At 64.0% G+C, this 24,810-nt stretch carries 19 protein-coding genes; 9 read left to right on the top strand and 10 right to left on the bottom strand.

What is annotated here, in order from left to right; genetic code table 11:
* The first annotated feature begins 5 nt into the window (after window positions 1-5).
* Window positions 6-1,823: a DNA helicase RecQ gene (gene recQ, locus ACO06J_RS12625; RefSeq protein ID WP_421761069.1), complete on the top strand. Its 1,818-nt coding sequence runs from the start codon at window positions 6-8 to the stop codon at window positions 1,821-1,823.
* Between the two features lie 173 nt (window positions 1,824-1,996).
* Here recQ and hrpB read toward each other — a convergent pair whose 3' ends face one another.
* The 10 genes from hrpB to ACO06J_RS12575 all read right to left on the bottom strand — a co-directional run bounded on the left by hrpB (window position 1,997) and on the right by ACO06J_RS12575 (window position 16,478).
* Complete coding sequence (gene hrpB, locus ACO06J_RS12620; RefSeq protein WP_421761068.1) at window positions 1,997-4,486, bottom strand: ATP-dependent helicase HrpB; 2,490 nt, start codon at window positions 4,484-4,486, stop codon at window positions 1,997-1,999.
* A gap of 118 nt (window positions 4,487-4,604) precedes the next feature.
* On the bottom strand, window positions 4,605-5,492 hold the full coding sequence (locus tag ACO06J_RS12615) for a PAS domain-containing protein (protein WP_421761067.1): 888 nt from the start codon (window positions 5,490-5,492) through the stop codon (window positions 4,605-4,607).
* 51 nt (window positions 5,493-5,543) lie between these two features.
* A complete protein-coding gene (locus ACO06J_RS12610; protein WP_421761066.1) occupies window positions 5,544-8,060 on the bottom strand; it encodes a sensor domain-containing protein in 2,517 nt (838 codons plus the stop codon).
* Between the two features lie 153 nt (window positions 8,061-8,213).
* Window positions 8,214-9,452, bottom strand: a complete 1,239-nt coding sequence (locus ACO06J_RS12605) for an aminopeptidase (RefSeq protein ID WP_421761065.1) — start codon at window positions 9,450-9,452, stop codon at window positions 8,214-8,216.
* 75 nt (window positions 9,453-9,527) lie between these two features.
* Window positions 9,528-10,928 (bottom strand): Si-specific NAD(P)(+) transhydrogenase, encoded by a 1,401-nt coding sequence (gene sthA, locus ACO06J_RS12600; protein WP_421761064.1) that lies wholly within the window; start codon window positions 10,926-10,928, stop codon window positions 9,528-9,530.
* Window positions 10,929-11,028: 100 nt separating this feature from the next.
* Window positions 11,029-11,952, bottom strand: a complete 924-nt coding sequence (ppk2, locus tag ACO06J_RS12595) for a polyphosphate kinase 2 (protein ID WP_421761063.1) — start codon at window positions 11,950-11,952, stop codon at window positions 11,029-11,031.
* A 90-nt stretch (window positions 11,953-12,042) separates the two neighbouring features.
* The gene (locus ACO06J_RS12590; RefSeq protein ID WP_421761062.1) at window positions 12,043-13,821 is read right to left on the bottom strand and encodes an adenylate/guanylate cyclase domain-containing protein; all 1,779 of its coding nucleotides are present in this window, start codon (window positions 13,819-13,821) and stop codon (window positions 12,043-12,045) included.
* Between the two features lie 85 nt (window positions 13,822-13,906).
* A complete protein-coding gene (locus tag ACO06J_RS12585; protein WP_421761061.1) occupies window positions 13,907-14,317 on the bottom strand; it encodes a cupin domain-containing protein in 411 nt (136 codons plus the stop codon).
* 105 nt (window positions 14,318-14,422) lie between these two features.
* Complete coding sequence (locus tag ACO06J_RS12580) at window positions 14,423-15,259, bottom strand: phosphoenolpyruvate hydrolase family protein (protein WP_421761060.1); 837 nt, start codon at window positions 15,257-15,259, stop codon at window positions 14,423-14,425.
* A 19-nt stretch (window positions 15,260-15,278) separates the two neighbouring features.
* A complete protein-coding gene (locus ACO06J_RS12575; RefSeq protein WP_421761059.1) occupies window positions 15,279-16,478 on the bottom strand; it encodes a Tm-1-like ATP-binding domain-containing protein in 1,200 nt (399 codons plus the stop codon).
* A gap of 133 nt (window positions 16,479-16,611) precedes the next feature.
* On the opposite strand from ACO06J_RS12575, the gene ACO06J_RS12570 reads away from it, so the two are divergent.
* From ACO06J_RS12570 to ACO06J_RS12535, 8 genes are all read left to right on the top strand, one after another.
* Window positions 16,612-17,247 carry a TetR/AcrR family transcriptional regulator gene (locus tag ACO06J_RS12570; protein ID WP_421761058.1) on the top strand — a complete coding sequence of 212 codons (636 nt, stop codon included), beginning with the start codon at window positions 16,612-16,614 and terminating at the stop codon, window positions 17,245-17,247.
* Window positions 17,248-17,626: 379 nt separating this feature from the next.
* Window positions 17,627-18,940: an ABC transporter substrate-binding protein gene (locus ACO06J_RS12565; protein WP_421761057.1), complete on the top strand. Its 1,314-nt coding sequence runs from the start codon at window positions 17,627-17,629 to the stop codon at window positions 18,938-18,940.
* 66 nt (window positions 18,941-19,006) lie between these two features.
* Window positions 19,007-19,912 carry a carbohydrate ABC transporter permease gene (locus tag ACO06J_RS12560; RefSeq protein ID WP_421761056.1) on the top strand — a complete coding sequence of 302 codons (906 nt, stop codon included), beginning with the start codon at window positions 19,007-19,009 and terminating at the stop codon, window positions 19,910-19,912.
* A 218-nt stretch (window positions 19,913-20,130) separates the two neighbouring features.
* Window positions 20,131-21,090, top strand: coding sequence for a carbohydrate ABC transporter permease (locus ACO06J_RS12555; RefSeq protein ID WP_421761055.1), 960 nt, complete (start codon window positions 20,131-20,133; stop codon window positions 21,088-21,090).
* Complete coding sequence (locus tag ACO06J_RS12550; RefSeq protein ID WP_421761054.1) at window positions 21,087-21,314, top strand: hypothetical protein; 228 nt, start codon at window positions 21,087-21,089, stop codon at window positions 21,312-21,314. Before ACO06J_RS12555 ends, ACO06J_RS12550 begins: the two co-directional genes overlap by 4 nt.
* Window positions 21,307-22,413: an ABC transporter ATP-binding protein gene (locus tag ACO06J_RS12545; protein WP_421761053.1), complete on the top strand. Its 1,107-nt coding sequence runs from the start codon at window positions 21,307-21,309 to the stop codon at window positions 22,411-22,413. Before ACO06J_RS12550 ends, ACO06J_RS12545 begins: the two co-directional genes overlap by 8 nt.
* Window position 22,414: 1 nt before the next feature.
* Complete coding sequence (locus ACO06J_RS12540) at window positions 22,415-23,488, top strand: ABC transporter ATP-binding protein (RefSeq protein ID WP_421761052.1); 1,074 nt, start codon at window positions 22,415-22,417, stop codon at window positions 23,486-23,488.
* A 204-nt stretch (window positions 23,489-23,692) separates the two neighbouring features.
* Window positions 23,693-24,742 carry a TIM barrel protein gene (locus ACO06J_RS12535; protein ID WP_421761051.1) on the top strand — a complete coding sequence of 350 codons (1,050 nt, stop codon included), beginning with the start codon at window positions 23,693-23,695 and terminating at the stop codon, window positions 24,740-24,742.
* The last annotated feature ends 68 nt before the right edge of the window (window positions 24,743-24,810 follow it).

Raw genomic sequence — 24,810 nt, 5'->3', positions numbered from 1 at the left:
GGGCCATGCTTGAGTCGTTTGCCAAACCCCAGCTCCGCGATCCTGCGGAGATCCTGCGTTCCGTGTTCGGTCACGCGGCCTTTCGCGGCCAGCAGGAAGAGGTGGTGCGTCATTTGACCGGCGGAGGCGATGCGGTAGTGCTGTTTCCCACCGGCGCCGGCAAGTCGATCTGCTACCAGGTGCCAGCGCTCGCCCGGCCCGGTGTCGGCATTGTCGTTTCCCCGCTCATTGCGCTGATGCGCGACCAGGTCGAGGCCCTGCGCCAGGCCGGCGTCAATGCCGCGACGCTCAACTCATCGATCTCGGCCGAAGAGTCAGCAAAAACCTTCCGCGACCTCAAGTCCGGCGCGCTCGATATGCTCTATGTCTCGCCCGAGCGGCTGGTGCTGCCCGGCTTCAAGCAGATGATGCAGGGCGTGCCGATTGCGCTGTTCGCCATCGACGAGGCGCATTGCGTCAGCCAGTGGGGCCATGATTTCCGCCCCGAATACCGCCAGCTCGCCTCGATCGCCACCGACTTTCCGGGCGTCCCGCGCGTTGCGCTGACCGCCACGGCCGACCCCACGACCGCCGCCGATATCGTCGAGCGGCTGCAACTCACCGACGCGCGCATCTTCACCACCAGCTTCGACCGGCCCAATATCAGCTACGCCATCGTCGAGCGCGACAATTCCAAAAAGCAGCTCTTGAGCTTTCTCTCCAACCACAAGGGCGAGTCCGGCATCGTCTATTGCCTCAGCCGCCGCAAGGTCGAGGAAACCGCCGAGTGGCTGAACAAGGAGGGCGTGCGCGCGCTCGCCTATCACGCCGGCATGGATAGCCGCACCCGCGCCGCCAATCAGGATGCGTTCCTCAAGGAAGAGTCGCTCTGCCTCGTCGCCACCGTCGCCTTCGGTATGGGCATCGACAAGCCCGACGTGCGCTACGTCGCCCACATGGATCTGCCATCCTCCATCGAGGCCTATTACCAGGAGACCGGCCGCGCCGGCCGCGACGGCCTGCCGGCCGAAGCCTGGATGTGCTACGGCATGACCGACGTGGCGCAGCGTCGTCGCATGATCGATGAGGGCAATGCCCCCGATGAGGTGAAGCGCGTCGAGCGGCTGAAACTCAATGCGCTGCTCGCCGTCTGCGAAACCCCCGAATGCCGCCGCAAGTCGATCCTCGCCCACTTCGGCGAGGCCTACGCCGCCCCCTGCAACAATTGCGATACCTGCCGCTCACCGGTCGAAACCTGGGATGGTTCGGACGCTGCCATCAAGGCGATGGCCGCCGTCTACCGCACCGGCCAGCGCTTCGGCACTCAGCACATCGTCGACGTGCTGCTTGGCAAAAAGACCGAAAAGGTCGCCGAGTTCGGCCATGAAAAGCAGCCGGTGTTCGGGCAGGGCAAGGACATCGACCAGCGCACCTGGATGTCGGTGCTGCGCCAGTTGACCGCCATGGGTCTGATCGTCATCGACCACGCCTATGGCGCGCTGCATCTGAGCGACGAGGCGCGGCCGGTGTTCAAGGGCGAGCGCAAGATCACGCTCCGCCGCGACCGCCCCCGCCGCGCCACCGAAACCCGCCGCGCCCTGCAATCGGCCATCCAGCTACCGTCCGACGCCCAGCCGCTCTTTGATGCGCTCCGCGCCGAACGCGCCGCCATCGCCAAGTCTCAGGGCGTGCCGCCCTATGTCGTCTTCCACGACACCACGCTGCGCGCCATGGCGCTGGAACGCCCCAAGACCCTCGCCGAACTCGGCACCATCCCCGGCATCGGCGAAAGCAAACTCAAGCGCTACGGCGCAGAGTTTCTGGCCGTGCTGAAGGCGGGGTAGGGGGCTCAAGCGCACAATCGCGAAGGCCCCCTCACCCGGCGCTTCGCGCCGACCTCTCCCCCAAGGGAGAGGTAATCGGAGGCGAGATAGTGCCACAGCACACCTCTCCCTTGGGGGAGAGGTCGGATTGCGCAGCAATCCGGGTGAGGGGGCCTTTGTTTCCTCTAGTCTACCTAAGTCCCCCGCGGCTTCGCCCGCGCCGTAGCCGCCGCATTCACTGGGTCCTCCGGCCAGAAATGGCGCGGGTAGCGGCCTTTCAAATCCTTCGCCACGTCCTTCCAGCTGCCGCGCCAGAAGCCGGGCAGGTCGCGTGTCGTCTGGATCGGGCGATGCGCCGGCGACAGCAGCACCAGCAGCAGCGGCACCTTGCCGCCTGCAACGCTCGGGTGCCGGTCAAGCCCGAACAATTCCTGCACCCGTACCTCCAGCGCCGGCCCATTCTCCGCCGCATAGTCGATAGGAAGGTGCGAGCCCGAGGGCGCGGAAAAATGCGAGGGCAGCAGCCGCTCGATCTCCTGCTTTTTCGCCCAGGGCAGCAGCGCCTCCAGTGCGCCACCGAGGTCATCTGCCGTGATCTCAGCCAGCGCCGTGCGGCCCACAAGATGCGGCGTCAGCCAGCTCCAGTCGGCCGCCAGACCCGCATCCGTCAGGTCCGGCCAATCCTCTCCAAGCGTGGTCCGTAGATAACTCGCCCGCGCCCGCAGCGCCGTCTGCTCCTTGCTCCAGGGCAAGAGCCCCATCCCGAGCTCCGCTATCCCCGCCGCCAGCGCCTCAGCCGCCCTTTGGGGATCGGCGATCGCCACCGGCGCCTCATCGAGCCGCAACGCCCCCAGCCGCCGCACCCGCCGTGCCCGCACGCTCCTCGTGGCGCGATCGAAGGCCATCGTCACCTCATCGTCGATCTGGCTCGCAAACAGCTCCTCGATTGTCGCCCGCTCAATCGCTGCCGCGCTGCGAATCCGCCCAGTCCCTGCCGCCCCGGTGATCTCCGTCACCACCAGATAGGGCGCGCTGGCCAGCGCGTCGGTCTCCTCAAGGCTCGCCGCCCTTCCATTGGCCAGCCGAAACCGTCCGCGCCCCCCAGCCTGCTGCGCCACCCGGTCCGGATAAGCTCGCGCCAGATGTCGCCCCGTCTCGCCGCCCCACCTCTCCCTTGGGGGAGAGGTCGGCCGAAGGCCGGGTGAGGGGGCCTTCTCCGCGCCAGCCAGCGTCACCCAGCGCCGCGCCAGCCCGTGCGCCTCGTCGGCACGTTTGCCGCGCTCGCGTCCGAACCGCTCCAGCCGGTGCGTCAGGTCCACCCCGTCACCGCCCAGCCCGCGCTCGGTGAGCAGCACTGCCAGTTGCGCCGCCGTCAGCGCATCATCCTCCGCCGCTGCGCGATGGATCATGTGCGCCAGTCGCGGATGCAGCGGCATCTTTGCCAGCGCCTTGCCCTCAGGCGTGATCCGGCCCTCGGCATCGACCGCTTCCAGCCCTTTGAGCAGCGCCACCGCCTCGCTCCAGGCGGGCTTCGGCGGCGGATCGAGAAACGCCAGTTGCGCCGGGTCCGTCACCCCCCAGCCTGCAAGGTCCAGCACCAATCCGGCAAGGTCCGCTTCCAGCATCTCCGGCGCATCGAACGCCTGCATCCCCGCCGTCTGTCCCTCTCCCCACAGCCGATAGCAGACGCCCGGCTCGGTCCGACCCGCTCTGCCGCGCCGCTGGTCGGCCGCCGCGCGCGATACGCGCCGCGTCTCCAATACCGTCAGCCCCGTCGCCGGCTCATAGGCCGGCGCTCGCCGGAAGCCGGAATCGACGACGATCCGCACCCCCTCAATGGTCAGCGATGTCTCTGCGATCGAGGTCGCCAGCACCACCTTGCGCCGCCCGGCTGGCGCCGGCTGCACCGCCTGGTCCTGCTCTTCAGGGCTCAATTGTCCATAGAGGGGCGCGAGGTCGACATCCGCCGCCACCCGCCCGCTGAGCCGTTCCCTGACCCGTCCGATCTCCGCCTGTCCGGGCAGAAACACCAGCACCGATCCGGCATGCGAGCGCAGCGCTTCCACCACCACCGCCGCCACCTGATCCTCAAGCCGGGCCGCCGAGTCGCGGTCGCGATAGAGTGTTTCCACCGGATAGGCCCGGCCGAGGCTCTCGATCACCGGCGCATCGTCGAGCAACCGCGCCACCCGCGCGCCATCAATCGTTGCCGACATCACCAATACGCGCAGATCATCGCGCAGCGCCCGCGCATCAAGTGCCAGCGCCAGCCCTAGATCAGCGTCAAGGCTGCGCTCGTGGAACTCGTCGAAGATCACTGCGGCGATGCCCGAAAGCTCCGGGTCATCGAGGATCATCCGGGTGAACACGCCTTCGGTCACCACCTCGATGCGCGTGCGCCTGCTCACCTTGGCATCGAGCCGCACGCGATAGCCGACGGTCTCGCCCACCGCCTCGCCCAGTGTCTGCGCCATACGCCGGGCCGCCGCTCGTGCCGCGAGCCGCCGTGGCTCCAGCATCACGATGCGGCCATCGCTCCGCCACGGCGCACTGAGCAGCGCCAGCGGCACGCGTGTCGTCTTGCCCGCACCGGGTGGTGCCACCAGCACCGCGCAAGCCGAAGCGGCAAGCGCCGCCGTCAACTGGGGCAGGGCATCGTCAATGGGAAGCGGCGACAGGTCCATGCCGTGTCATCGGCAATAATGCTGCACGCCGCAAGAGCTGCCTTCATACCCTGGGCCCTGCGGGGCGAGCCAAGCGAGGCGGGTGAGCGGGAGTCCCTTGCAAAGCAGAGGCGAGGCCTCAGGTAACCGCCTTCAGCATATCCAGCAGCGAGCCATCAAAGCTCTCCGCTTCTTCCTTGGGCGGCTGTGTGGCCTTGGCCACTGCAATCTCCGACCAGCCGACCGCAATCATGATGCCGCCGACTTTCTTGTCGCCCGCATACCACGGGGAGATCACGGTGTTGAAAAGCACCGGCGTTGAACTCGCCTGCACTGCGTAGGGGCGCTTGGTCTTGACTGTCTGGCCTTTCAGCGCCGCCTCATATTCCTTGGCCTGGTCGTGCGGCGCCTCGGGGAACAGCTGATGCAGCGTCTTGCCCACCACTTCGCGGCGTTCGACGAACCGGTGCGCCTTGAGCCAGAACAGCGAGCAGTCCATCACCCTCAGATGCTCGTCGACGATCACCACGGGCGCCGGCATATCCGACACCATGTCCTGGACCAGTTGAAGCCGGCCCGCCGTCGCCAATTCGCGCTCGACTTCAGCAGTCACGTCCCGGCTCGCGCCGAACAGCCCCACCACCTTGCCGTCGCGAATGCGCAGGTCAGCGATGGTTTCGATCATCCTGATGTGGCCATCGCGGCGGTCGATGCGCAGCCGGCACTTGAAGCCACGGCGTCCTTCGAGCGATTGCGCGATCATCGCCAGCAGCTTGCCGCGGTCTTCGGCGACATAGAGCTTGACCATGTCCTGCAACGGCACCGGCTCGTCGCTCGGGGTCAGCCCCAGCGTCAGCGACAATTGGTCCGACATCCACACGCTGCCGGGAAACACCAGCTTCCACTGCCCGTAGCCGGTTTGCTCTTCGTAGAGCTGCAGGGCGCGATCGGCCTCCATCAGCGATGGCGTTGGCTCGATGTGAGCCAATGACTCGTGCGGAACCGCGCTAATGAATTTATCGTACATGTGGCGACACACCAACTAGGTTCTGGTTTCGCCCATATTGCCGCCAAGCCCTTAACTATCCGTACCTGACCGCTTGGCTGCCGCGATTTCTTGCGGCTCCGCGGGGCGCGCGCTCAAACTGCGCGTGGCAGCCAGCGCCCGCGCCTGCGCCGCGGGCAGCGGCTGGCTGAACAGGTACCCCTGCGCCTCGTCGCACCCCTCGGCACTCAGCATCAGCAACTGGTCCCAGGTCTCGACTCCCTCCGCCGTCACCCGGGTCTTCAGCGACCGGCCCAACCCGATGATCGAGCGTACGATCGCTGCCGATTCCTCACTGCCGGGCAGGTCAGACACGAACGACCGGTCAATCTTGATCTTGTCGAACGGAAAGCGGCGCAGGTAACTCAGCGACGAATAGCCGGTACCGAAATCGTCCAGCGCCACCCGGATGCCGCTGGCATGCAGCGCCTTCAGCGCCGCAATCGCCTCCGTGCTTTCGTCGAGCAGCACCGATTCCGTGATTTCGAGCTCCAGCCGCGTCGCGGGCATTCCCGTCTTGTTCAATGCCTCGGCCACGGTGCGGTTCACCGCCCGCGAGCGGAACTGCGCAGGGGAAAGGTTCACGGCCAGCCGGATGGCGTCGGGCCAGTGCATCGCCTCGGCGCAGGCCTCCTGCAGCACGAACGCCCCGATCTCATCGATCAGGCCGCTTTCTTCGGCGAGTGGAATGAAATCTGCCGGCGACACAGCGCCCCGGGCCGGGTGCTGCCAGCGCAGCAGCGCTTCAAACCCGTTGAGCCGGTTGCTCGCGATATCGATCTGCGGCTGGTAGACGACGAAAAGTTCTTTGCGCTCCAGCGCGCGTGAGAGGTCACGCTTCATCTCCCGCCGCCCCTTGAGCGCCAGGTCCATGGCCGGTTCAAAGAACCTGAAGCCGCGTCCATGTTCCGCCTTCACCCGATAGAGCGCCACATCGGCGCTCTGCATCAGGATTTCCGGGTTGGTACCGTTCCGCGGGGCGATAGCGATGCCGACGCTGGCCCCGATATTGACGGTCTCGCCTTCGATGATAAATGGGCGCGCCAGCGTCGCGAGGATAGCTTGCGCGACCAGCACCGAGTCCTCAGGCTTGTACACCTCAAACAGCAGCGCAAACTCGTCGCCACCCAGCCGGCCCACAAAGCCGGTACCCCCGGCACAGACCGCAAGCCGCGTCGCCACATCACGTAGCAACTGGTCGCCCGCTGGGTGACCCATCGTATCGTTGACCAGCTTGAAATCGTCGAGGTCGATCGAAAACACCGCCATCGATTGGAGCGGCTTCAGCCGCGCCAGCGCCGCGTCGATCTGCTCGTAAAAGTGCATGCGGTTGGCGAGCCCGGTCAGTGCGTCATGGCGCGCCAGGTGGATAATCTCGAGCTCGATGCGCTTGGCATCGCTCACATCGCTGGAAAGCGCCAACAGGCGCTCGATCCGGCCATCGGCACTGCGGATCGGCGAGATGGAAATATCCCACCATCGCGGCGATCCCTTCGCCGTCGGCCCAAACAGGGTCTGCCGCACCGTGTGCCCCTGCTGCGCAGATGCAATTGCATTGCGGATCGCCGGTTGCACCTGCTGCGGCCAGAAGCTGTCAAACGGCCGGTGCGCGATCCGCGCAAAGTCGTCGATCTCCATCAGCGCCTTGCCCGGGCCATTGATGAAGATCAGCCGGCCCTCGGCATCCAGCACCTCAATCGCGGTCGTACTGCTCTCGAGAATCGAGCGTGCAAATTCCTCGCTGTCGCGCAGCGCTGCCAGCGCCTGCCGGTGTGTGTTGATATCCGCCAGCGTGCCGTACCAGCGTACGATCCGGCCAGTGTCGTCCCGCCCAGGGGCGGCACGCGCCCGCATCCAAATGTACTCGTTCTTGATGGTCAGCAGCCGGTATTCCACATCGAGCGGCTCACCCGTCGCGATGCTGTGCGCCCATTGAGCGTGCACATAGGGCGCATCCTCGGGGTGCAGCCGTTCGCGCCAATGCTGGCCATATTCGCGCCCTTCAGCCGGGCCAGCGATCTGGTTCCACCGCGGCCCCACCTCGATCAGCTTCCCCTCCGCATTGGCGAGCCAGGGGATCTCCGGGTTCAGCGCCACGGCGTTGCGATAGTGTTCTTCGCTCTCGCGCAACGCCAGCTCGGCGCGCCGCGCCACGGTGATGTCGTGGACGATGATCTGTATCGGCTTGTCTTCGCCCTCTCCTTCTCCAGGAAAGAACGTCGCGCTCAGCGTATGCACACTGCCGCCGGTCGGATTGCTGCGAAATTCAAACCGGCCCGAACCGCCAGTTCGCGCGGCAGCCACGAGTTTGCGCTTCACGCGCGAGCGGTCCTCTGGATGGATTTGCTTGAGCGCCTGCTGGATCGGCACGCCCTGACCAATCGAACTGCCGCTGCCGGTGTGAAACACCTGGTTGTCGGCCGGTTGCCAGCGCCACACCGAAACACCGGCGATGTCACGCAGGTGCCTGAGCGTCTCCGACGAAAAGGCAGGATCGCCTTGTACGCGCTGCTCCTGCCCTTGGCCGGGCGGTGTGATTGGTTTGTGCATAGGCTCCAGTCCCATGCTGTGAATGCTATGCGTGCCGCCCCAGACAAATCCTTAATCCGGCAAGGGCCGCGCACCAAATTGCTGCCGCGGGGGGCGCACAACTGGGCGCGTGGTTAAGCCTTTATAACCACACCTCTCGCCGTACGGCAGCAATCACGCCCATTCACCCTTGCGCATCACCGGCACCGTCTGCCCATCCTGGGTGATGCCGTCGATGTCGATCTTGTCCGAGCCGATCATCCAGTCGATATGGATCAGGCTCTTGTTGCCGCCGCGCGCCGCGATTTCATCGCCGCTCATCTTGGTGCCGTTGACAAAGCAGTCCGCGTAGCACTGGCCGAGCGCAATGTGGCTGGCGGCGTTCTCGTCATAGAGCGTGTTGTAGAACAGCACGCCGCTCTTCGAGATCGGCGACGAATGCGGCACGAGGGCCACTTCGCCAATCCGGCGCGCCCCCTCATCGGTGTCCATCACCTTGTTGAGCACCGCCTCGCCCTTGGTCGCCTTGGCCGAAACGATCCGGCCGGCCTCGAACCTCACCTCGATATTCTCGATCAAAGTACCGTTGTGGCTCAATGGCTTGGTCGAGCGCACATAGCCCTCCACCCGGCGCGCATGCGGAGTGGTGAACACTTCCTCGGTCGGAATGTTAGGGTTGCAGGTAATGCCGTTCTTGGCCTCCGAAGCACCACCCTTCCAGCGGTGCTCGTCCGCGAGCCCGATGGTGAGGTCGGTGCCCGGGCCGGTATAGTGCAGCGCCGAGAAATTGTTGCCGTTGAGCCAGGTCCAGCGTTCCTTGAGCTTGGCATTGTGCGCCTTCCAGGCGCCGATCGGGTCCTCGACATCCACCCGGCTCGCCGCAAAGATCGCGTCGGCGAGTTTCTTGACCGCCACCTCTTCCGGATCATCGGGGAACACCAGCTTGGCCCAGCTGGCATTGGGGTAGGAAACGATGTTCCAGTTGATATCGAACCCGGTAATCTTTTCGAGTGCCGGCTTATAGGCCATCGAGGTCGCCCGGTTGGCGCGCGACACCTTGTCGGCATCCTGGCCCGCCAGCATCATCGGGTTATCGCCCGAAATCGCCAGCCGCGCCGCATTGCCCGAAAACGCCTTGGCCATCCCCTCATAGAGCCAGCCCGGCGCGCGGTCGAAACTCTCGTTGGCTGCGTATTTATAGCGCGCCAGCGTGATTTCTTCGTCCGCAAAGATCGGCTGTACAATGCCGGCGCCGGCCTTGTACGCATGCTCGACGATCCGCCGCACCAGCGGCAGCGCCGCCATCGGCGCCGTCAGCACCAGGTCCTGCCCGGGTTGCAACTGCAACCCCACCTTGATCGCGACTTCCGCGAGCTTGTCGAGTTTGACCGGATCGATTGGGGAGGCAGTCATGGCGAGCCTTTCGAATAGAACGTGCTGCCTTTTAGCGCGCAGGTAGGTAGCGGGCTAGAGGGCAGACGTCCGTCCTCAAAGCGGCCTTGGCGACATCCGGTTGAACGCATCGAGCGCCGCAATCTTGTAGGCTTCGGCAAGCGTCGGATAATTGAAGGCGTTCTCGACGAAATAGTCGACCGTGCCTTTGAGGTTGATCACCGCCTGCCCGATATGGATCAGCTCCGTCGCGCCTTCCCCGATGATATGCGCACCCAGCAGCCGCCTCGTCTTCAGCGAAAAGATCAGCTTCATCATGCCGCTCTGCAGCCCCATGATGTGCCCGCGCGAGGTCTCGCGGAACCGTGCGATGCCGCACTCGAACGGGATGCCCTTGTCCTTGACCTCTTGCTCGGTCATCCCGACCGTCGAGATCTCCGGCACCGCATAAATGCCGTAGGGAAAATACTCCGGCGCCGGCGGAATTGGCGCGCCAAACGCATGGCACGCCGCGATCCGACCCTGCTCCATCGCGGTGGAGGCGAGCGAGGGAAACCCGATCACGTCGCCCGCCGCATAGATGTGTGGCACGTTGGTCTGGAAGGTCTTCTGATCCACCTTCAGCCGCCCACGCGAATCCGCTTCGATGCCGCATGTATCGAGCCCCAGCCCCGCCGTCGCGCCCACCCGGCCAGCCGCATAGAGCAGCATCTCGGTGCGGATCTTCCTGCCATCGCTCAGCGTCGAAATCGCCCAGCCCTGCGCATCGAGTTCCACCGCATCGACGGTGACGCCCAACCTCAGTTGCATGCCGCGCTTGCGCAGCTCGTGCACGAACTCCTCAATGATCTCGCGGTCAATGAACTCGAGAAACTGCTCGCGCGGCTCCACCAGCGTCACCGGCACGTCCATCGCCGAAAAGATCGTCGCATATTCAAGCCCGATCACCCCGGCGCCCACCACCGTCAGGCTCTTGGGCACGCGCGGGTCAGCCGCGACATTGTCGCTGTCGAAGACGCTCGTCTCGTTGAACGGGATATGCGCCGGCCGGAACGGCGAGGTGCCCACCGCAATCACGATGGCCTTCCCCTCATAGCGGGTTTCGCTCTCCGGCCCGGTCTTGACCGCGATGGTGTGCGGGTCGACGAACCGCGCCTTGCCCGCCACCGTGCGCACGCCGTTGCGCGCAAACTGGTGTTCCAGCACGTCGATCTCGTGGTCGAGTGTCATCCGCAGACGCGCGCCGAGATCCTTGCCCTCGATGTCCTTTTTCACCCGGTAGGCGAGCCCGTAAAACCCGCGCTCGCGCCAGCCGGAGAGGTTGAGCACGGTCTCGCGCAGCGTCTTCGAGGGAATCGTGCCCGTATGTACCGACACCCCGCCGACACGCAGCCGGTTCTCGATCACCAGTACCGAGTGCCCAAGCTTTGCGGCCTGGATGGCGCTGCGGCGCCCCGCCGGACCAGAGCCGATGACGATAAGATCGTAGTTTTCCATGCCTGTCCCCCGGCCAACTTGCCCCTGGCCGGACTCAAGCTTGCCACGACTTCAATAACGAACCCATGTCACCCCACGCATGCCGGGGTTGCGTTGCCGCTCAGTACGTCTCCGGCACGTAGAGCTCAGGCGGCACCTCGTGGCGCACATAGTCCTCGTGCCGCACGCGCGGGGGCAGCTCGATCTCGGGCTTGGGCACGTCCTCGTACTTCACCTGCGATAAAAGGTGCGCAATCATGTTGAGCCGCGCCCGCTTCTTGTCCACCGCCTGCACCACCCACCACGGCGCTTCGGCGGTGTGCGTGCGGTCGAACATTTCTTCCTTGGCGCGGGTATAGTCTTCCCAGTGCACCCGGCTCTCGAGGTCCATCGGGCTGAGCTTCCACTGCTTTAGCGGATCATGGATACGCATCTTGAAGCGGAATTCCTGCTCCTCGTCGGTGATCGAGAACCAGTATTTGACGAGGATGATGCCCGAGCGCACCAGCATGCGTTCGAACTCAGGAACCGAGCGGAAGAAGTCCTCCAGCTCGTCAGGCGTGCAGAACCCCATCACCCGCTCGACACCCGCCCGGTTGTACCAGGAGCGGTCGAACAGCACCATTTCACCTGCCGCCGGCAGATGCGGCACGTAGCGCTGGAAATACCACTGGCCCTTTTCCTTCTCGGTCGGCGCCGATAGCGCCACCACCCGGCAGGTGCGTGGGTTCAGCCGCTGCGTCACGCGCTTGATCGCGCCGCCCTTGCCCGCCGAGTCGCGCCCCTCGAAGATCACCAGCATCTTCAGCTTCTTGTGCTGCACCCAGTCCTGGAGCTTGACCAGTTCATGCTGCAGCCGGAACAGCTCGCTGAAATACACCTTTCGGTCCAGCGTCTCCTCGCCCGGGCCCGACATGCCTTCGGCTACCAGCTCGTCGAGCCGGTCGTCCTCGAGTTGCATTTCCAGCTCTTCGTCGAAATCGTCAGCGATCGCCTGCTTGATCCGCTCAAGGTCGGAAAGCGCGCGTTTGTCGTTGTGGTCCATGGCGGCACCCTTCGAAAAGTTCGGCCGCCTGCGTGCCCGCTGCAGATGAACCTATTGTGACGGGGCCCGGCTTTTGTGACAGCGCCGCGCCTACTCCGGCAGACCCGCGAGACGCAGACCCTCAAGAATCGCCGCCAGCCGGCTCGGGTCCCGCTGCGGTTGCCCGGCCCAGATCCGCGAAACGCTGGCGCCTGGCGTCAGCCGCAACAGTGTCTCGACATGGCGGCGCGCTTCACCCAGCCGGCCCAGATGCGCCGTCGCCGCCGCCAGCATCCAGTGCGTGCACACGAAACTAGGTGTCGCCGAAAGCGAGCGCAGCGCCCAGGCGACGGCTGTCTCGTAGTCGCCCTTGATCATATGCGCATGCGAAATCGCGGTGAGCGGCCAGTGCGCGCCGTCAAGGCTGGGGCTCAGGCGGATGGCGTGTTCGGAATAGCGGATGGCGTCATCAATGCTGCCAAGGTGCAGTTGCGCGATCCCGGCAAAGATCATCACCGTCAGATTGTTAGGGTTGATGCTCACCGCGCGCCGGCTGAGCTCCAGCCCACGCTCATAATCCTTCATATTATGGATCAGCGTCATCGCGCAGAGGCTGAGCACCACCGCGTCATCGCGCGCATGGGCAAGGGCCTGCTCGGCGAGCCCGATCCCCTGGGTGTGGTCGTCCTCCCCGATCGGCGGCCAACCCTGCACCGCGCGGTGCAGCAGGGCATTGCCGGCATAGACCAGATAGGTTGGGTTATGCGGCTCGAAGGCGATCGCCTTCAACAGCAGCCGGATCGCCTCGGCATTGGCGGCCTCGGTCTGCGACAGGTGCATCGGCAGCGCTCGCAGATAAAGGTCATACCCCTCGACGCTATCCGGACGGTCGCGGCGCGAGCGTTCGATCTCGGCCCAGCGGATCGTCGGCTCGACGATCGACGCCACCGTGGCGGTGATCCGATCCTGGAAATCGAACACATCTTCCAGCGTGCCGTCGAACTTGTCAGCCCACAGGTGCGTACCGTCGGTCGCATCGATCAACTGCGCCGTGATCCGCAGGCGCTTACCCGCCTTGCGCACGCTGCCCTCAAGCAGATAGCGCACCCCCAGTTGCCGCGAAACCTCGCGCACATCGACGGCTCGGCCCTTGTAAACAAAGCTCGAATTGCGGGCGATGACCGCGAAATCCTTGAAGCGGCTCAGGGCCGTGATGATGTCCTCGACCACCCCGTCGGCGAAATACTCCTCTTCGGCATCGCCGCCCATATTGTCGAACGGCAGCACCGCCACCGATGGCTTCCGCGCCTCGAAGGGCTGCAACGTCGGCAGCACCGGAGCCGGAGCTACAGTGCTTCTCTCGCCACCGTCCGACACCACTTCGAACACCCGCACCGGGCGCGCGATGTTCTTCAGCTGCCGCTCGCCCAGATCGTGGAAGTCGGCGCGTGTCCGGTCGCGCACTTCCTCATAAACCTTTGACGAAACAACCACCGTCCCCGGCACTGCAATGGCCTGCAGCCGCGCCGCTATATTGATGCCATCGCCATAGATCGTCGATTCGTCATGCACCACGTCGCCCTGGTTGATGCCGATGCGGAACACCATGCGGCGCTCCGGAGGGATCTCGGCATTGCGTGCCGCCATCAGCGCCTGCATCGCCAACCCGGCTTCCACGGCCGATACCGAGCTCTTGAATTCTGCGATAATGCCGTCGCCAGCGAGGTAAATGATCCGCCCGCCATGCGACTCGAGCAGGCTGATCACCGCGCTCTGGTGTGCCTTGAGCTGGGCAATGGTCCCCGATTCGTCGGCCCCTACCAACGCGCTGTAACCGGCAATGTCGGCGCTCAGCACCGCAGCAAGGCGGCGCGACAGCAGGTTTTCCATGAGTTCCCGTCCCGCAGGCGTCCTCCGTCCCGCGAAACCTCAAACTAGTGCCAGACACAGCGCAGGAAAAGGGGGCGTTGCCTCGCTATAGCCCTTTGGGCAGCAAGCGGAAATCAGGAAGTTCGCGCAGTACCGTTTCCGGTCCCGCTGGTGAATAGACTACGAACAACTGCATCGGTCTCTTGCCGGTATTGAGCGTCGAATGAAACCGGCTCTCCGGCACAAACACCGTGCAGCCCGGCCCGACCTGTTGCACTACCGGCACCCCGTCCGGCGTCTCCACCATCTGCTCGCCTTCACCCGAGATTACGAAAATGATCTCTTCGGCCCCCGGATGGTTGTGCCGCGTATGCCCCTGTCCACTGGGCAGGTCCACCACGCCACCCGAAAACTTCGTCGCCCCATTTACCTCCGGCGCCACCGTCAGCGACAGTTTCCCCCAGTCAAACCCGAACGCCTGAACGTCCTTCGGATAGACAAAATTCTTCTCAGCCATCTGGTGTCCTCCTCAGCCCAAATCTCTCAAGTCCCCTCGCCCCTCTGGGGAGAGGGTGGCCGCGCAGCGGCCGGGTGAGGGGTCCGTCAAACTGCAACGCCCCCCTCACACTCCCGTCTTCAACCCCTTGAACCCCTCAACCTGCGCCTTGATCGCCACTTCCACCGGCAGCCGCTCCATCGAGCTCGCGCCGTAAAATCCGTGGCATCCCTGCACGCGGTCGAGAATGAACTTCGCGTCCTCCGGCATCGCAATCGGCCCGCCGTGGCAGAGGACGATCACGTCCTTGCGCACCCCGCGTGCAGCCGCCGCGATCGCCTCGATCTCGCCCGCGCACATTTCCAGCGTCTTCGCCGCCTTGGCGCCAATCGCCCCGCCGGTCGTCACCCCCATATGCGCCACGATGATATCGGCGCCCGCCTTGGTCATCGCCACCGCTTCGTCCGGGTTGAACACATAGGGCGTGGTGAGGAGGTCGAGTTTGTGCGCCTCGGCGATCATGTCGACCTCGAGGCCATAGCCCATGCCGGTCTCTTCAAAGCTCACCCGCATCACCCCGTCGAAGAGCCCGATAGTGGGGAAATTCTGCACCCCTGAAAACCCCATCGCCTTCAGCTCGGCGAGAAACTGCGGCATCAGCACAAATGGGTCGGTTCCGTTCACCCCCGCCAGCACCGGCGTATGCTTGACCACCGGCAGCACTTCGACCGCCATTTCCTTGACGATCTCGTTGGCATTGCCATAGGCCAGCAGCCCTGCCGCCGATCCGCGCCCGGCCATGCGATAGCGCCCCGAATTGTAGATGATGATCAGGTCGATCCCGCCGGCTTCTTCCGATTTCGCCGAAATCCCGGTGCCCGCCCCGCCACCGACGATGGGCACGCCACGCGCCACCATGGACTGGAATTTCTTGAGGATGTCGGCGCGGGCGATAGCGGCCATTTTTCTCGTTCCTGAACGTCTAGTGATGGAAAAGATCGCCGGCGATTTCGCGAAACGCCGCAACCGCAGCATCGGCGAAAGCCGGATCGTTGATGTGGTGCGGCACCCGGATGATCCGGCGCCTCGGCGTCTGCTCGATGGTTCGCTCCAGCGCCGCAAACAGCGCCGCATCGGCCGCCTCATCCCGGAACAAGCCGCCGGGGGCATCAAGCGCTGACACCCCACCCTCGGGGATCAGCAACCGCACCGGCCCGTCACACAGGTTGAGCTTGCCGCCGATCCATTCCCCGATCGCATGGTTCTCTTCTGCCGTCGTCCGCATCAGCGTCACATTGGCATTGTGCTGGTAGAACAGCCTTGCCGCATAGCGCTCCGGCACCGTGTCCCGGGCCCAGAAATTGATCATGTCGCAGGCGCCTACCGAGCCCACATACGGCACCTTGGTGCGCGCAATACAGTCGAGCCGGTCGGCCCCAGCCGGCAGCACGCCGCCAAAGAGGTAATCCGCGATCTCGGTCGTCGTGATATCAAGCACGCCGGCCAAAAGCCCGGAATCGACCAGCGTCTCCATCGTCCGCCCGCCAGTGCCCGTGGCGTGGAACACCACCGGCTCCACGTCCGCGCCAAGACGCTCGACGATCTGCGTCACCGCCGTCGTCGTCACCCCGAACATCGTGAGCCCCACCGCCGGCTTGCTCCCCGCCACCACCGGCGGATTGGCGCTCATCGCCACAATCGCCTGCGCCGCGTTCGAAAGCACCACCCGGCTGATCCGGTTGAGCCCCGCGAGATCGGTGATCGAGGGCATCATCACGATGTCGGAGACGCCCACATAAGGCGCCACGTCGCCCGAAGCGAGCGTTGACACCATCAGCTTGGGCAGCCCGATCGGCAATGTCCGCATACCTGCGGTAACGATCGACGTTCCACCGCCGCCGCCAATCCCGATCATCCCGGCAATGTCGCTTCGGCTTGAGGTGAATGCGGCAAACGCCTTGGCCATTCCCGCCACTGCAACCCCGCGGTCATCCCCGTCGAGAAGCCCTGGTGCACCAAAAGCCGCGACGTCGCTCGCGCTGATATCCGGTGTGATAGTGGCGGCGCGTGTACCCACGTCGACCACCAGCGGGTCAGCGCCAAGCGCCCGGATCTGGCCTGCCAGAAACGCCAGTTCCTCGCCTTTTGTATCGGCGGTACCCACCACGAATATACGCTTCACAGCGATGGTCCCCTGGCGCGGTTCGCCTCCTCAGGCAGCAGTTTCTGCCGCCCGTCCGCGCTCTCGTGCTCACCTTATAGGCAGAGCGTCGCCGCCATTGCAAAGCATTTTGAGATGTGCGTATCATTTCGATATGCAAGTCTCACCAGTAGACGACAGTCTTGAGCAGACCGAGTTGCGCGGCCCACGGGCCCGCACCAGAAAGCTCATGCTCGATACCGCGATCGCCCTGATGCAGAAGGGCCAGACGCCCTCGATCAGCGACGTCGCCGAGGCCGCGCAGGTGTCTCGCGCCACCGCCTACCGCTATTTCCCGAGCCAGGCCGCGCTGGTCCACGCCGTCGTCGATGCCGGCCTCGGCCCCATTCTCGAGTGGCATTCCGATAGCAACGACGCCGAAGTGCGCGTGCAGGACCTGCTCAAGACCTCGATGCCGCGCATTCTTGAGTTCGAGGCGACCTTCAAGGCGGCTCTCAAACTCTCGCTCGAACAATGGGCCGAGCGCCAGGCCGGCACGTTTGGAGACGAGCCGCCATTCAAGCGCGGCCATCGCGTAGAAATGCTGCAGAAGGCCATCGCGCCGCTCAAACACACGCTGACCGAGTTTCAATTCCAGCGCCTCGCCAAGTCACTGTCCTTGGTCTACGGCCTGGAACTTCTGCTTGTTCTCAAGGATATGTGGGGCCTCGAATTCGAGGAAACACAGGATATTGCCGCCTGGACGGCCGGTGCTCTGGTACGCACCGCCATCGCGGAGGCCGGTGTTTAGACTGAATTGCCGAAACGTTCGCAGTGTTGACTACGTCGTCACGAAAAATGCTAGCATGTTAGCTTGACGACAGGGAAAAAACCGTTGAACTTTAGGCAACAAGCATGAGGTCGAGGAGGAAGATCACATGCGGCGGGCGCTGAGGGGCGCCATGTTCTGAACTGCGTTGGGACCCAGAGGGAACGGGTGCCCATCCAGCCAGAACGATCCGGGACCTGGTCGTCCCGATCCGCTGCTTTGAAATGCGATCGCGATCACATCGGCCGTTCCGGCCGCTGGGTTTCGGGAGCTGCTGCATGCCCCCGGCACGGAGGAGGGGCTTCGGCGAGGCGCGTCAAACGCGTCAGCCGTTGTTATGAGCGCTAGAGGGAGGACCACAATGCGCACTGCAACCAAGGGCATGCTGGCCGGTTTGAGCCTGCTGCTGATGTCGGGAACGTCTGCGTTCGCGACCGAACTGACTATTCTCTGGGCCGAATGGGATCCGGCCAACTACCTGCAGGAACTGGTGAACCAGTACGAAGCCGAGACCGGCGTCAAGGTCACGGTCGAAACCACCCCGTGGCCAGACTTCCAGACCAAGGCCTTCACCGAGTTCAACGCTCAGGGGTCCGCTTACGATCTCGTCGTTGGCGACAGCCAGTGGCTTGGTGCGGCTTCGACAGGCGGCCACTACGTGGAGCTCACCGATTTCGTCAAGGCGCACAACCTGACTGAAACCATGGCTCCTGCGACCATGAAGTACTACTCGGAATATCCGGGCAGTTCAGGTCACTACTGGTCGGTACCGCTCGAAGGCGACGCCGTCGGCTGGGCCTACCGCAAGGACTGGTTCGAGGATCCGACCGAAATGGCCAACTTCAAGGCCAAATACGGTTACGACCTGGGCGTTCCAAAGACGCTCGCCAACCTCGTCGACATTGCCGAGTTCTTCAATCGTCCCACCGAAAACCGCTACGGCGCTGCCATCTACTCGCAGAGCTCGGGCGATGCACTCACCATGGGCGTTGAGAACTTCCTGTTCGGCTACGGCGGCTCCTTGGGCGACTTCGCCACCTACAAGGTCTCGGGCCTCTTGAACTCCCCCGAGTCCGTCGAAGGGCTGGAAGCCTACCGTAAGCTCTTCACCTACGGCCCTCCGGGCTGGGGCAATTCGTTCTTCGTTGAAGTGAACACGGCGCTGGCCCAGGGCCAGGTCGCGATGGGTATGAACTACTTCGCGTTCTTCCCCTCGCTTCTCAACGAGGCAACCAATCCCCAGGCCAAGAACATGGGCTTCTTCGCCAACCCCCCCGGCCCGCGCGGTGATGACTTCGCGGCTCTGGGCGGTCAGGGTATCTCGCTGGTCTCGTACAGCCAGAACAAAGACGAGGCGATGAAGTTCCTCGAGTGGCTGGTCAAGGACGAGACCCAGAAGAAGTGGGCTGAGCTCGGTGGCTATACCGCCGCCACGGCGATCCTCAAGTCCGACGAGTTCCAGAACGCCACGCCGTACAACAAGGCCTTCTACGAGACCATGTTCAAGGTGCGCGACTTCTGGGCGCTGCCGCAATACGCCGAGCTGCTCGATGAGAGCCAGCAGGGCTTTTACGACTATGTCGTGAACGGCAACGGTACCGCCAAGGAAGCTCTCGACAAGCTGACGGCAACCTGGGTCGAGTCCCTCAAGGCTGCCGGCTACGCAGCCGAATAATCCTGCGCTTGATGTCTGGGGAGGCGAGCCATCGCCTCCCCGTTCTGTTCGAATGGGGGCTCAGCCTTGGCGACAACTTTCATGACTAGTCTGGATCAGAAGTCGCGCGCCGCAACGCGCGGGTGGAGCGACCTCACGATCCGCAATGTATTCGTCATCCCAACGGTGGCGTTTCTGATTATTTTCAACGTTTTTCCGCTGCTCTATTCGCTCGGCTTCTCGTTCACCGACTTCCGCGCCTCGAGCAAGGACGCCGTCAATTTCGTCGGCCTCAAGAACTATACCGACGTTCTCGGCGACCCGGTGATCTGGCGCAGCTTTGCGACGACCATGTGGTACGTCATCGTCTCGGTAGCGGGCCAGTTCGTCGTCGGCTTCGGCATGGCGCTGCTGCTCAACCGCCCAATCCCCTTCAAGGGCTTCATCACCACGCTCCTGCTGCTCCCCATGATGCTCTCGCCGGTTGTGGTGGGGCTGTTCTGGAAGCTGATCTACGACCCCTCCTGGGGCATCCTCAACTACGCGCTTGGCCTCGGCAAAACCGCGTGGCTGACCGACACCAATCTGGCGCTCTACGCAGTCGCCATCACCGATATCTGGATGTGGTCGCCCTTCGTAATGCTGCTGTCGCTTGCGGGCCTCAGCGCCGTGCCCAAGCACCTGTATGAGGCAGCCTCGATTGACCGGGCCGGCAAGCTCTACACCTTCTTCCGCATCACGCTGCCCCTGGTCGCGCCGATCCTCATGATCGCCGTCATCTTCCGCACCATGGAGGCCTTCAAGACCTTCGACATCGCCTTCGTCATGACCGGCCAGCCGCAGGCCGAACTGATCTCCTCGCGCCTCTACAAGATGGCCTTCGCACAGTGGCAGACGGGACCCGCTTCGGCCCTCGCCTACATCATCCTGATCATGGTGCTGTGCATCACCAACATCTACGTCAAATACCTCAACAAGGCGAAGGAGCGCTGAGATGGCATCTTCTTCTCTTTCACCGGCGCGGCGCCTCCATCGCCTTCTCCCCTTGTGGGAGAAGGTGCCCGAAGGGCGGATGAGGGGTGGCCTCCGCCCGCATAATCGCCCGTCGCTACGCTCCGATCGCGCAACCTGCGGTTGCGAACCCCTCATCCGGCGCTGCGCGCCACCTTCTCCCACAAGGGGAGAAGGAAAGTACAGAAAGGCCTGCTGAGATGGCTGTCGTTTCGACAAGCGGAGCCCGGCTCGGCAACCGCATCGCAATTGCCTTTGTCATTGTGATTACCCTGGTCTTCCTGTCGCCGATCTACTGGATCACGACAACGGCCTTCAAGCCGCTGGTCCTGTCGACCTCGGTGCCCCCGACGGTCATCTTCGAGCCGCAGATCACGCCGTTCGTCAAACTGTTCATCAAGCGCGCGCAACTCACGGCACCAGTAAAGCCCGAGATTTACGAGGCCGCACCCTGGTGGGAAAAGCTGGTGCTGGATGGTGGCGAGCGGCTGGCGCGCGATGGCAAGGGCCAGGTGGTTTTCTCCGCCTATCCCGATCGCTTCGTCAACTCGCTGATCATTTCGATCATCTCGACGGTCCTCGCCGTCGCGATGGGCACCATCACCGCCTATGGTTTCTCGCGCTTCAGGGTGAAGGGAGAGGCGGATCTGCTCTTCTTCATCCTCTCCACCCGCATGTTGCCGCCCATCGTCGTCGCCATCCCCATGTTCCTGATGTACCGGGCAGTGGGGCTCAACGACACCCATCTGGGCCTCATCATCCTCTACACCGCGTTCAACGTCTCGTTTGCGGTCTGGGTGATGAAGGGCTTCATCGACGAGATCCCGAAGGAATACGAGGAAGCCGCGCTGGTCGATGGCTACACGCGCATGCAGGCCTTCTTCAAGATCGTCCTGCCTGAGGCGATGACCGGCATCGCCGCGACCGCAGTGTTCTGCTTCATCGCCGCCTGGAACGAGTATGCCTTCGCCCTGATCCTCACCAACCGCCGCGCCCAGACCGCGCCGCCCTTCATCCCGAGCCAGATCGGCACGGGCCTGCAGGATTGGACCGTGATTGCCGCCGGCACCGTGCTGTTCCTCCTGCCGGTTGCCATCTTTACCTTCCTGCTCCGCAATCATCTCTTGCGCGGCATGAGCTTCGGAGCGATCCGGAAATGAATATTCGCGTTTTCAATCAGCGCTTTCTCGAGCCCGGCTCCATGACGCTGATGGTCCTCGGCATCATCTGTCTCTGCCAGCCCTGGATCGAAGTGCTGCACCTTTACTCGGTGACCATCATGCTGATCGGCCTGATCGGCTTCAACTTCGCCGTCCATATTCCGGCGCCTGAAAAGACCGTCATCGAAGACGAACACCTCGGCCAGGGAGGCCCCCATGGCTGAGATAGAACTCCGTCACGTCGACAAGCATTTCGGCCCGGTTCACGTCATTCGCGACGTCAACCTGACCGTCAAGGACAAGGAATTCGTCGTCTTCCTCGGTCCCTCGGGCTGCGGCAAGACCACGACGCTGCGCGCCATCGCCGGGCTCGAGGAAATCGACACCGGCGATATCCTCCTCGATGGCAAGCCCATCCAGGATCTCCGCGCTGCCGATCGCGACATCGCCTTCGTGTTCCAGAACTACGCGCTCTATCCCCACTTCACCGTCTACGAAAACCTCGCGTTCCCGCTGCGCGCCGTCGGCACTGGCCGCGACGCCATCGATACGACAGTGCGCTCGGTCGGCAAGTCGCTGGGCATCACGCACCTCCTCAACGCGCGCCCCTCGGCCCTTTCGGGTGGTGACATGCAGCGCGTCGCCATCGGCCGCGCCCTGGTGCGCCGCCCCAAGGCCCTGCTCCTCGACGAGCCCATCGGCTCGCTCGATGCCAAGCTCCGTGAAACCATGCGCGTCGAGTTGAAGCGCCTCCACTTTGAGAACGGCTCCACCTCGATCTACGTCACTCACGACCAGGTCGAGGCCATGTCGCTCGCCGATCGCATCGTCGTCATGAATGATGGCATCCTGCAGCAGGTCGGCACCCCAACCGAAGTCTATCTCCACCCGGCCAACCTCTTCGTCGCCCAGTTCATCGGCTCGCCCGTCATGAACATCGCACCGACCAGGGTGAGCCAGGCAGATGGCAAAGCCCGCATCGAGCTCGAAAGTGCCAGCTTCGAGTTGCCGCCCGAACTGCTCGGCATGCTCGAGCAGAAAAAGGCCACCGGTGACCTCTCCCTTGGCGTCCGTCCCGAAGGCGTGCTTGTCAGCCATGACGACCAGCCCGGCTACCGGGCGGCCGAAGCGCACCTGATCCAGCCCTATGGCGGCTTCGACATCGTCGATCTCCGCATCGGCACCAAGACGCTCCGGGCCCGCACCACCTCGGGTTATGTCGGCAAGGTCGGTGATCGGGTCTTTACCCGCATCGCACCCTCCCAGGCCCACTTCTTCGACACCAAGTCGGGCGCCTCGCTCGACATCCGGCTAGGCGACTGACATGGCCCGTATCCGTTTCGAAAACATCTCCAAGACCTTCGGCCAGCACACTGCCGTCGAGGATCTCGATCTCGATATCGCCGATGGCGAGTTCTTCGTCCTCCTCGGCCCCACTGGCGCCGGCAAGACCACGACGCTGCGCATGATCGCCGGGCTCGAAAAGCCCAGTGTCGGGCGCATGTACATCAACGAGCAGGACGTCAACGACTGGGGCCCGGCCGAGCGCGACGTGGCGCTGGTGCTGCAGCAATATTCGCTCTATCCGCGCCTGACCGTGCGCGACAATCTTGCCTTCCCGCTCCGCTCGCGCGTTCGGAACCTGCCGCCCGCCGAGATCGAAAAGCGCATTGAATACGCCGCGCGGACCCTCCGCATTGGCCACCTCCTCGATCGCAAGACCGACCGGCTCTCGGGCGGCGAAATGCAGCGCGTCTCCATCGGTCGCGCCATCGTGCGCGAGCCGCAGGTGTTCCTGATGGACGAGCCGCTTTCGGCGCTCGATGCCAAGCTCCGCGAGGCGCTCCGCACCGAGCTCAAAGACCTCCAGATGCGGCTCGGCGCCACCTTCATCTTCGTCACCCACGATCAGGTCGAAGCCATGACCATGGGCGATCGCATCGCCATCCTCAATCGCGGCAAGATCGTCCAGGTCGGCACCCCGCAGCAGGTCTACTCCAACCCGCGCGACACGTTCGTTGCGAGCTTTGTCGGCTCGCCCGCCATCAACCTGCTCAATGGCCGCGTCAGCGGCAACGGTGCTGTCGTCACGCCCTCAACCTTCGAGCTGCCGCTCGGCGGGCAGGGCGCTTCCGAAGGCGCCTACACCTTCGGCATCCGCCCCGAAGACGTCCGCGTCGAATCCGGCGCGCCCGTCGAAGGCCGCGTCCACGACATCGAAAACCACGGCATCGAAAAGATCGTAACCCTGCGCGTCGGCGAAAACTTCGTCCGCGCCAGCGTTCCCGCCCGCGTCGAGGTGTCCCTCGAAGACCCCCTCCGCTTCGGCTGGAACCCGGAGAAAGTGATGCTCTTTGACGCCAAGACCGGCGTGAACTTGAGACATAAGGCGGCGTAGTGGCGATGCGGGGTCTTGTTGCCACATCCGGGCTCATCTCCCCCCTCCCCATCCCTCCCCGCAAGGGGGAGGGTGTCCCATCGGGGCTTGGGCACCATCGTGCCCGCCCACCAGCCGGCACCCTCCCCTTGACGGGGAGGGACGGGGAGGGGTGTGCCCCGAACTCGAGATTCGTAGATTATAATGAGGCCCTGGGAGGGGACGATGGCTGCAAACAACTACCCCAAACTCCATAACGCCGCCTGGCCCGGCATCGTCGGTAAGGGCGCGCCGGACAGTGAGCCGATCATCGCGCTCGATACCCTGTTGCGCCTCACCGCCAACGCCGAAGTCGATGGCCAGAAATTCGACGGTATCGATCTCTTCGTCACCGCCCCGCATTTCGATATCGACAGCGATGCCGGCGCGGTCCGCAAGATGACCGATCACATCGCCGGCTATGGCCTCAAGGTCGGCTCGTTCGTCGCCCCCATCTGGGGTGGCGCCGGCGGCGGCTCCGCCATGGGCGATGCCGATGACGTCAAGCGCTTCCTCAGCCAGGTCCGAAAGGCCTGCAACATTGGCAAGCAGATGCGCGACATGGGCATCCGCCCCACCGGCGGCATCCGCGTCGATAGCTCCGTTGGCGTCGAAGCCTGGGATGCCGATCCCGAGGGCAACACCAAAAAGATCGCCGCCACCTTCCGCGAAGCTGGCAAGATTGCCCAGGAATACGGCGAGTACATCGTCATCGAAGGCGAAATCTGCTGGGGCGGCATGCATTCGTGGCGCGAAAACGTCAAGCTGCTCGAAATGGTCGGCATGCCGGGAATCGTCGGCTACCAGGCCGATATGGCCCACTCGATGCTCTTCGTCCTCGGCGCCAACGCCGAAAAGGATCGCATCCTCCCCGCCGATTTCCAGTGGTCTGACAAGGCCGCGCTCGATGCCGCCTATCACAAGGTCGCCGATGCGCTCCGCCCCTGGACGCTCGATTTCCACGTCGCCCAGAACGACGGCACTACGTTCGGCTCTGGCACCCACGAAAAGACCGGCCGCCACTGCCAGATCGACGACCCCAACGGCCGCCTCGATGTCACCAAGCACGCCGGCTACTGGCTCCGCGACGACAAGGGCACCCTGACCAAAAAGATGCGCCACATCTGCTGGGACGGCTGCATGTTCCCCAATGCTGTCATGGAGCAGCAGGCCACCTGGAACAAGGTCCTCGGCGCCATGCTCAAAGTCCGCGAAGCCCACGGCTGGCGGGAATGATGCGCTGCGGCGCGATCGAGGCACCCCTATTCTTCTCCCCGTCGGGGAGAAGGTGGCGCGAAGCGCCG

This window comes from Devosia sp. (assembly GCF_965229025.1).
Lineage (GTDB): Bacteria > Pseudomonadota > Alphaproteobacteria > Rhizobiales > Devosiaceae > Devosia_A.
The sequence above is the reverse complement of the archived record's forward strand: the minus strand, read 5'-3'. Positions and strand labels throughout refer to the sequence as shown.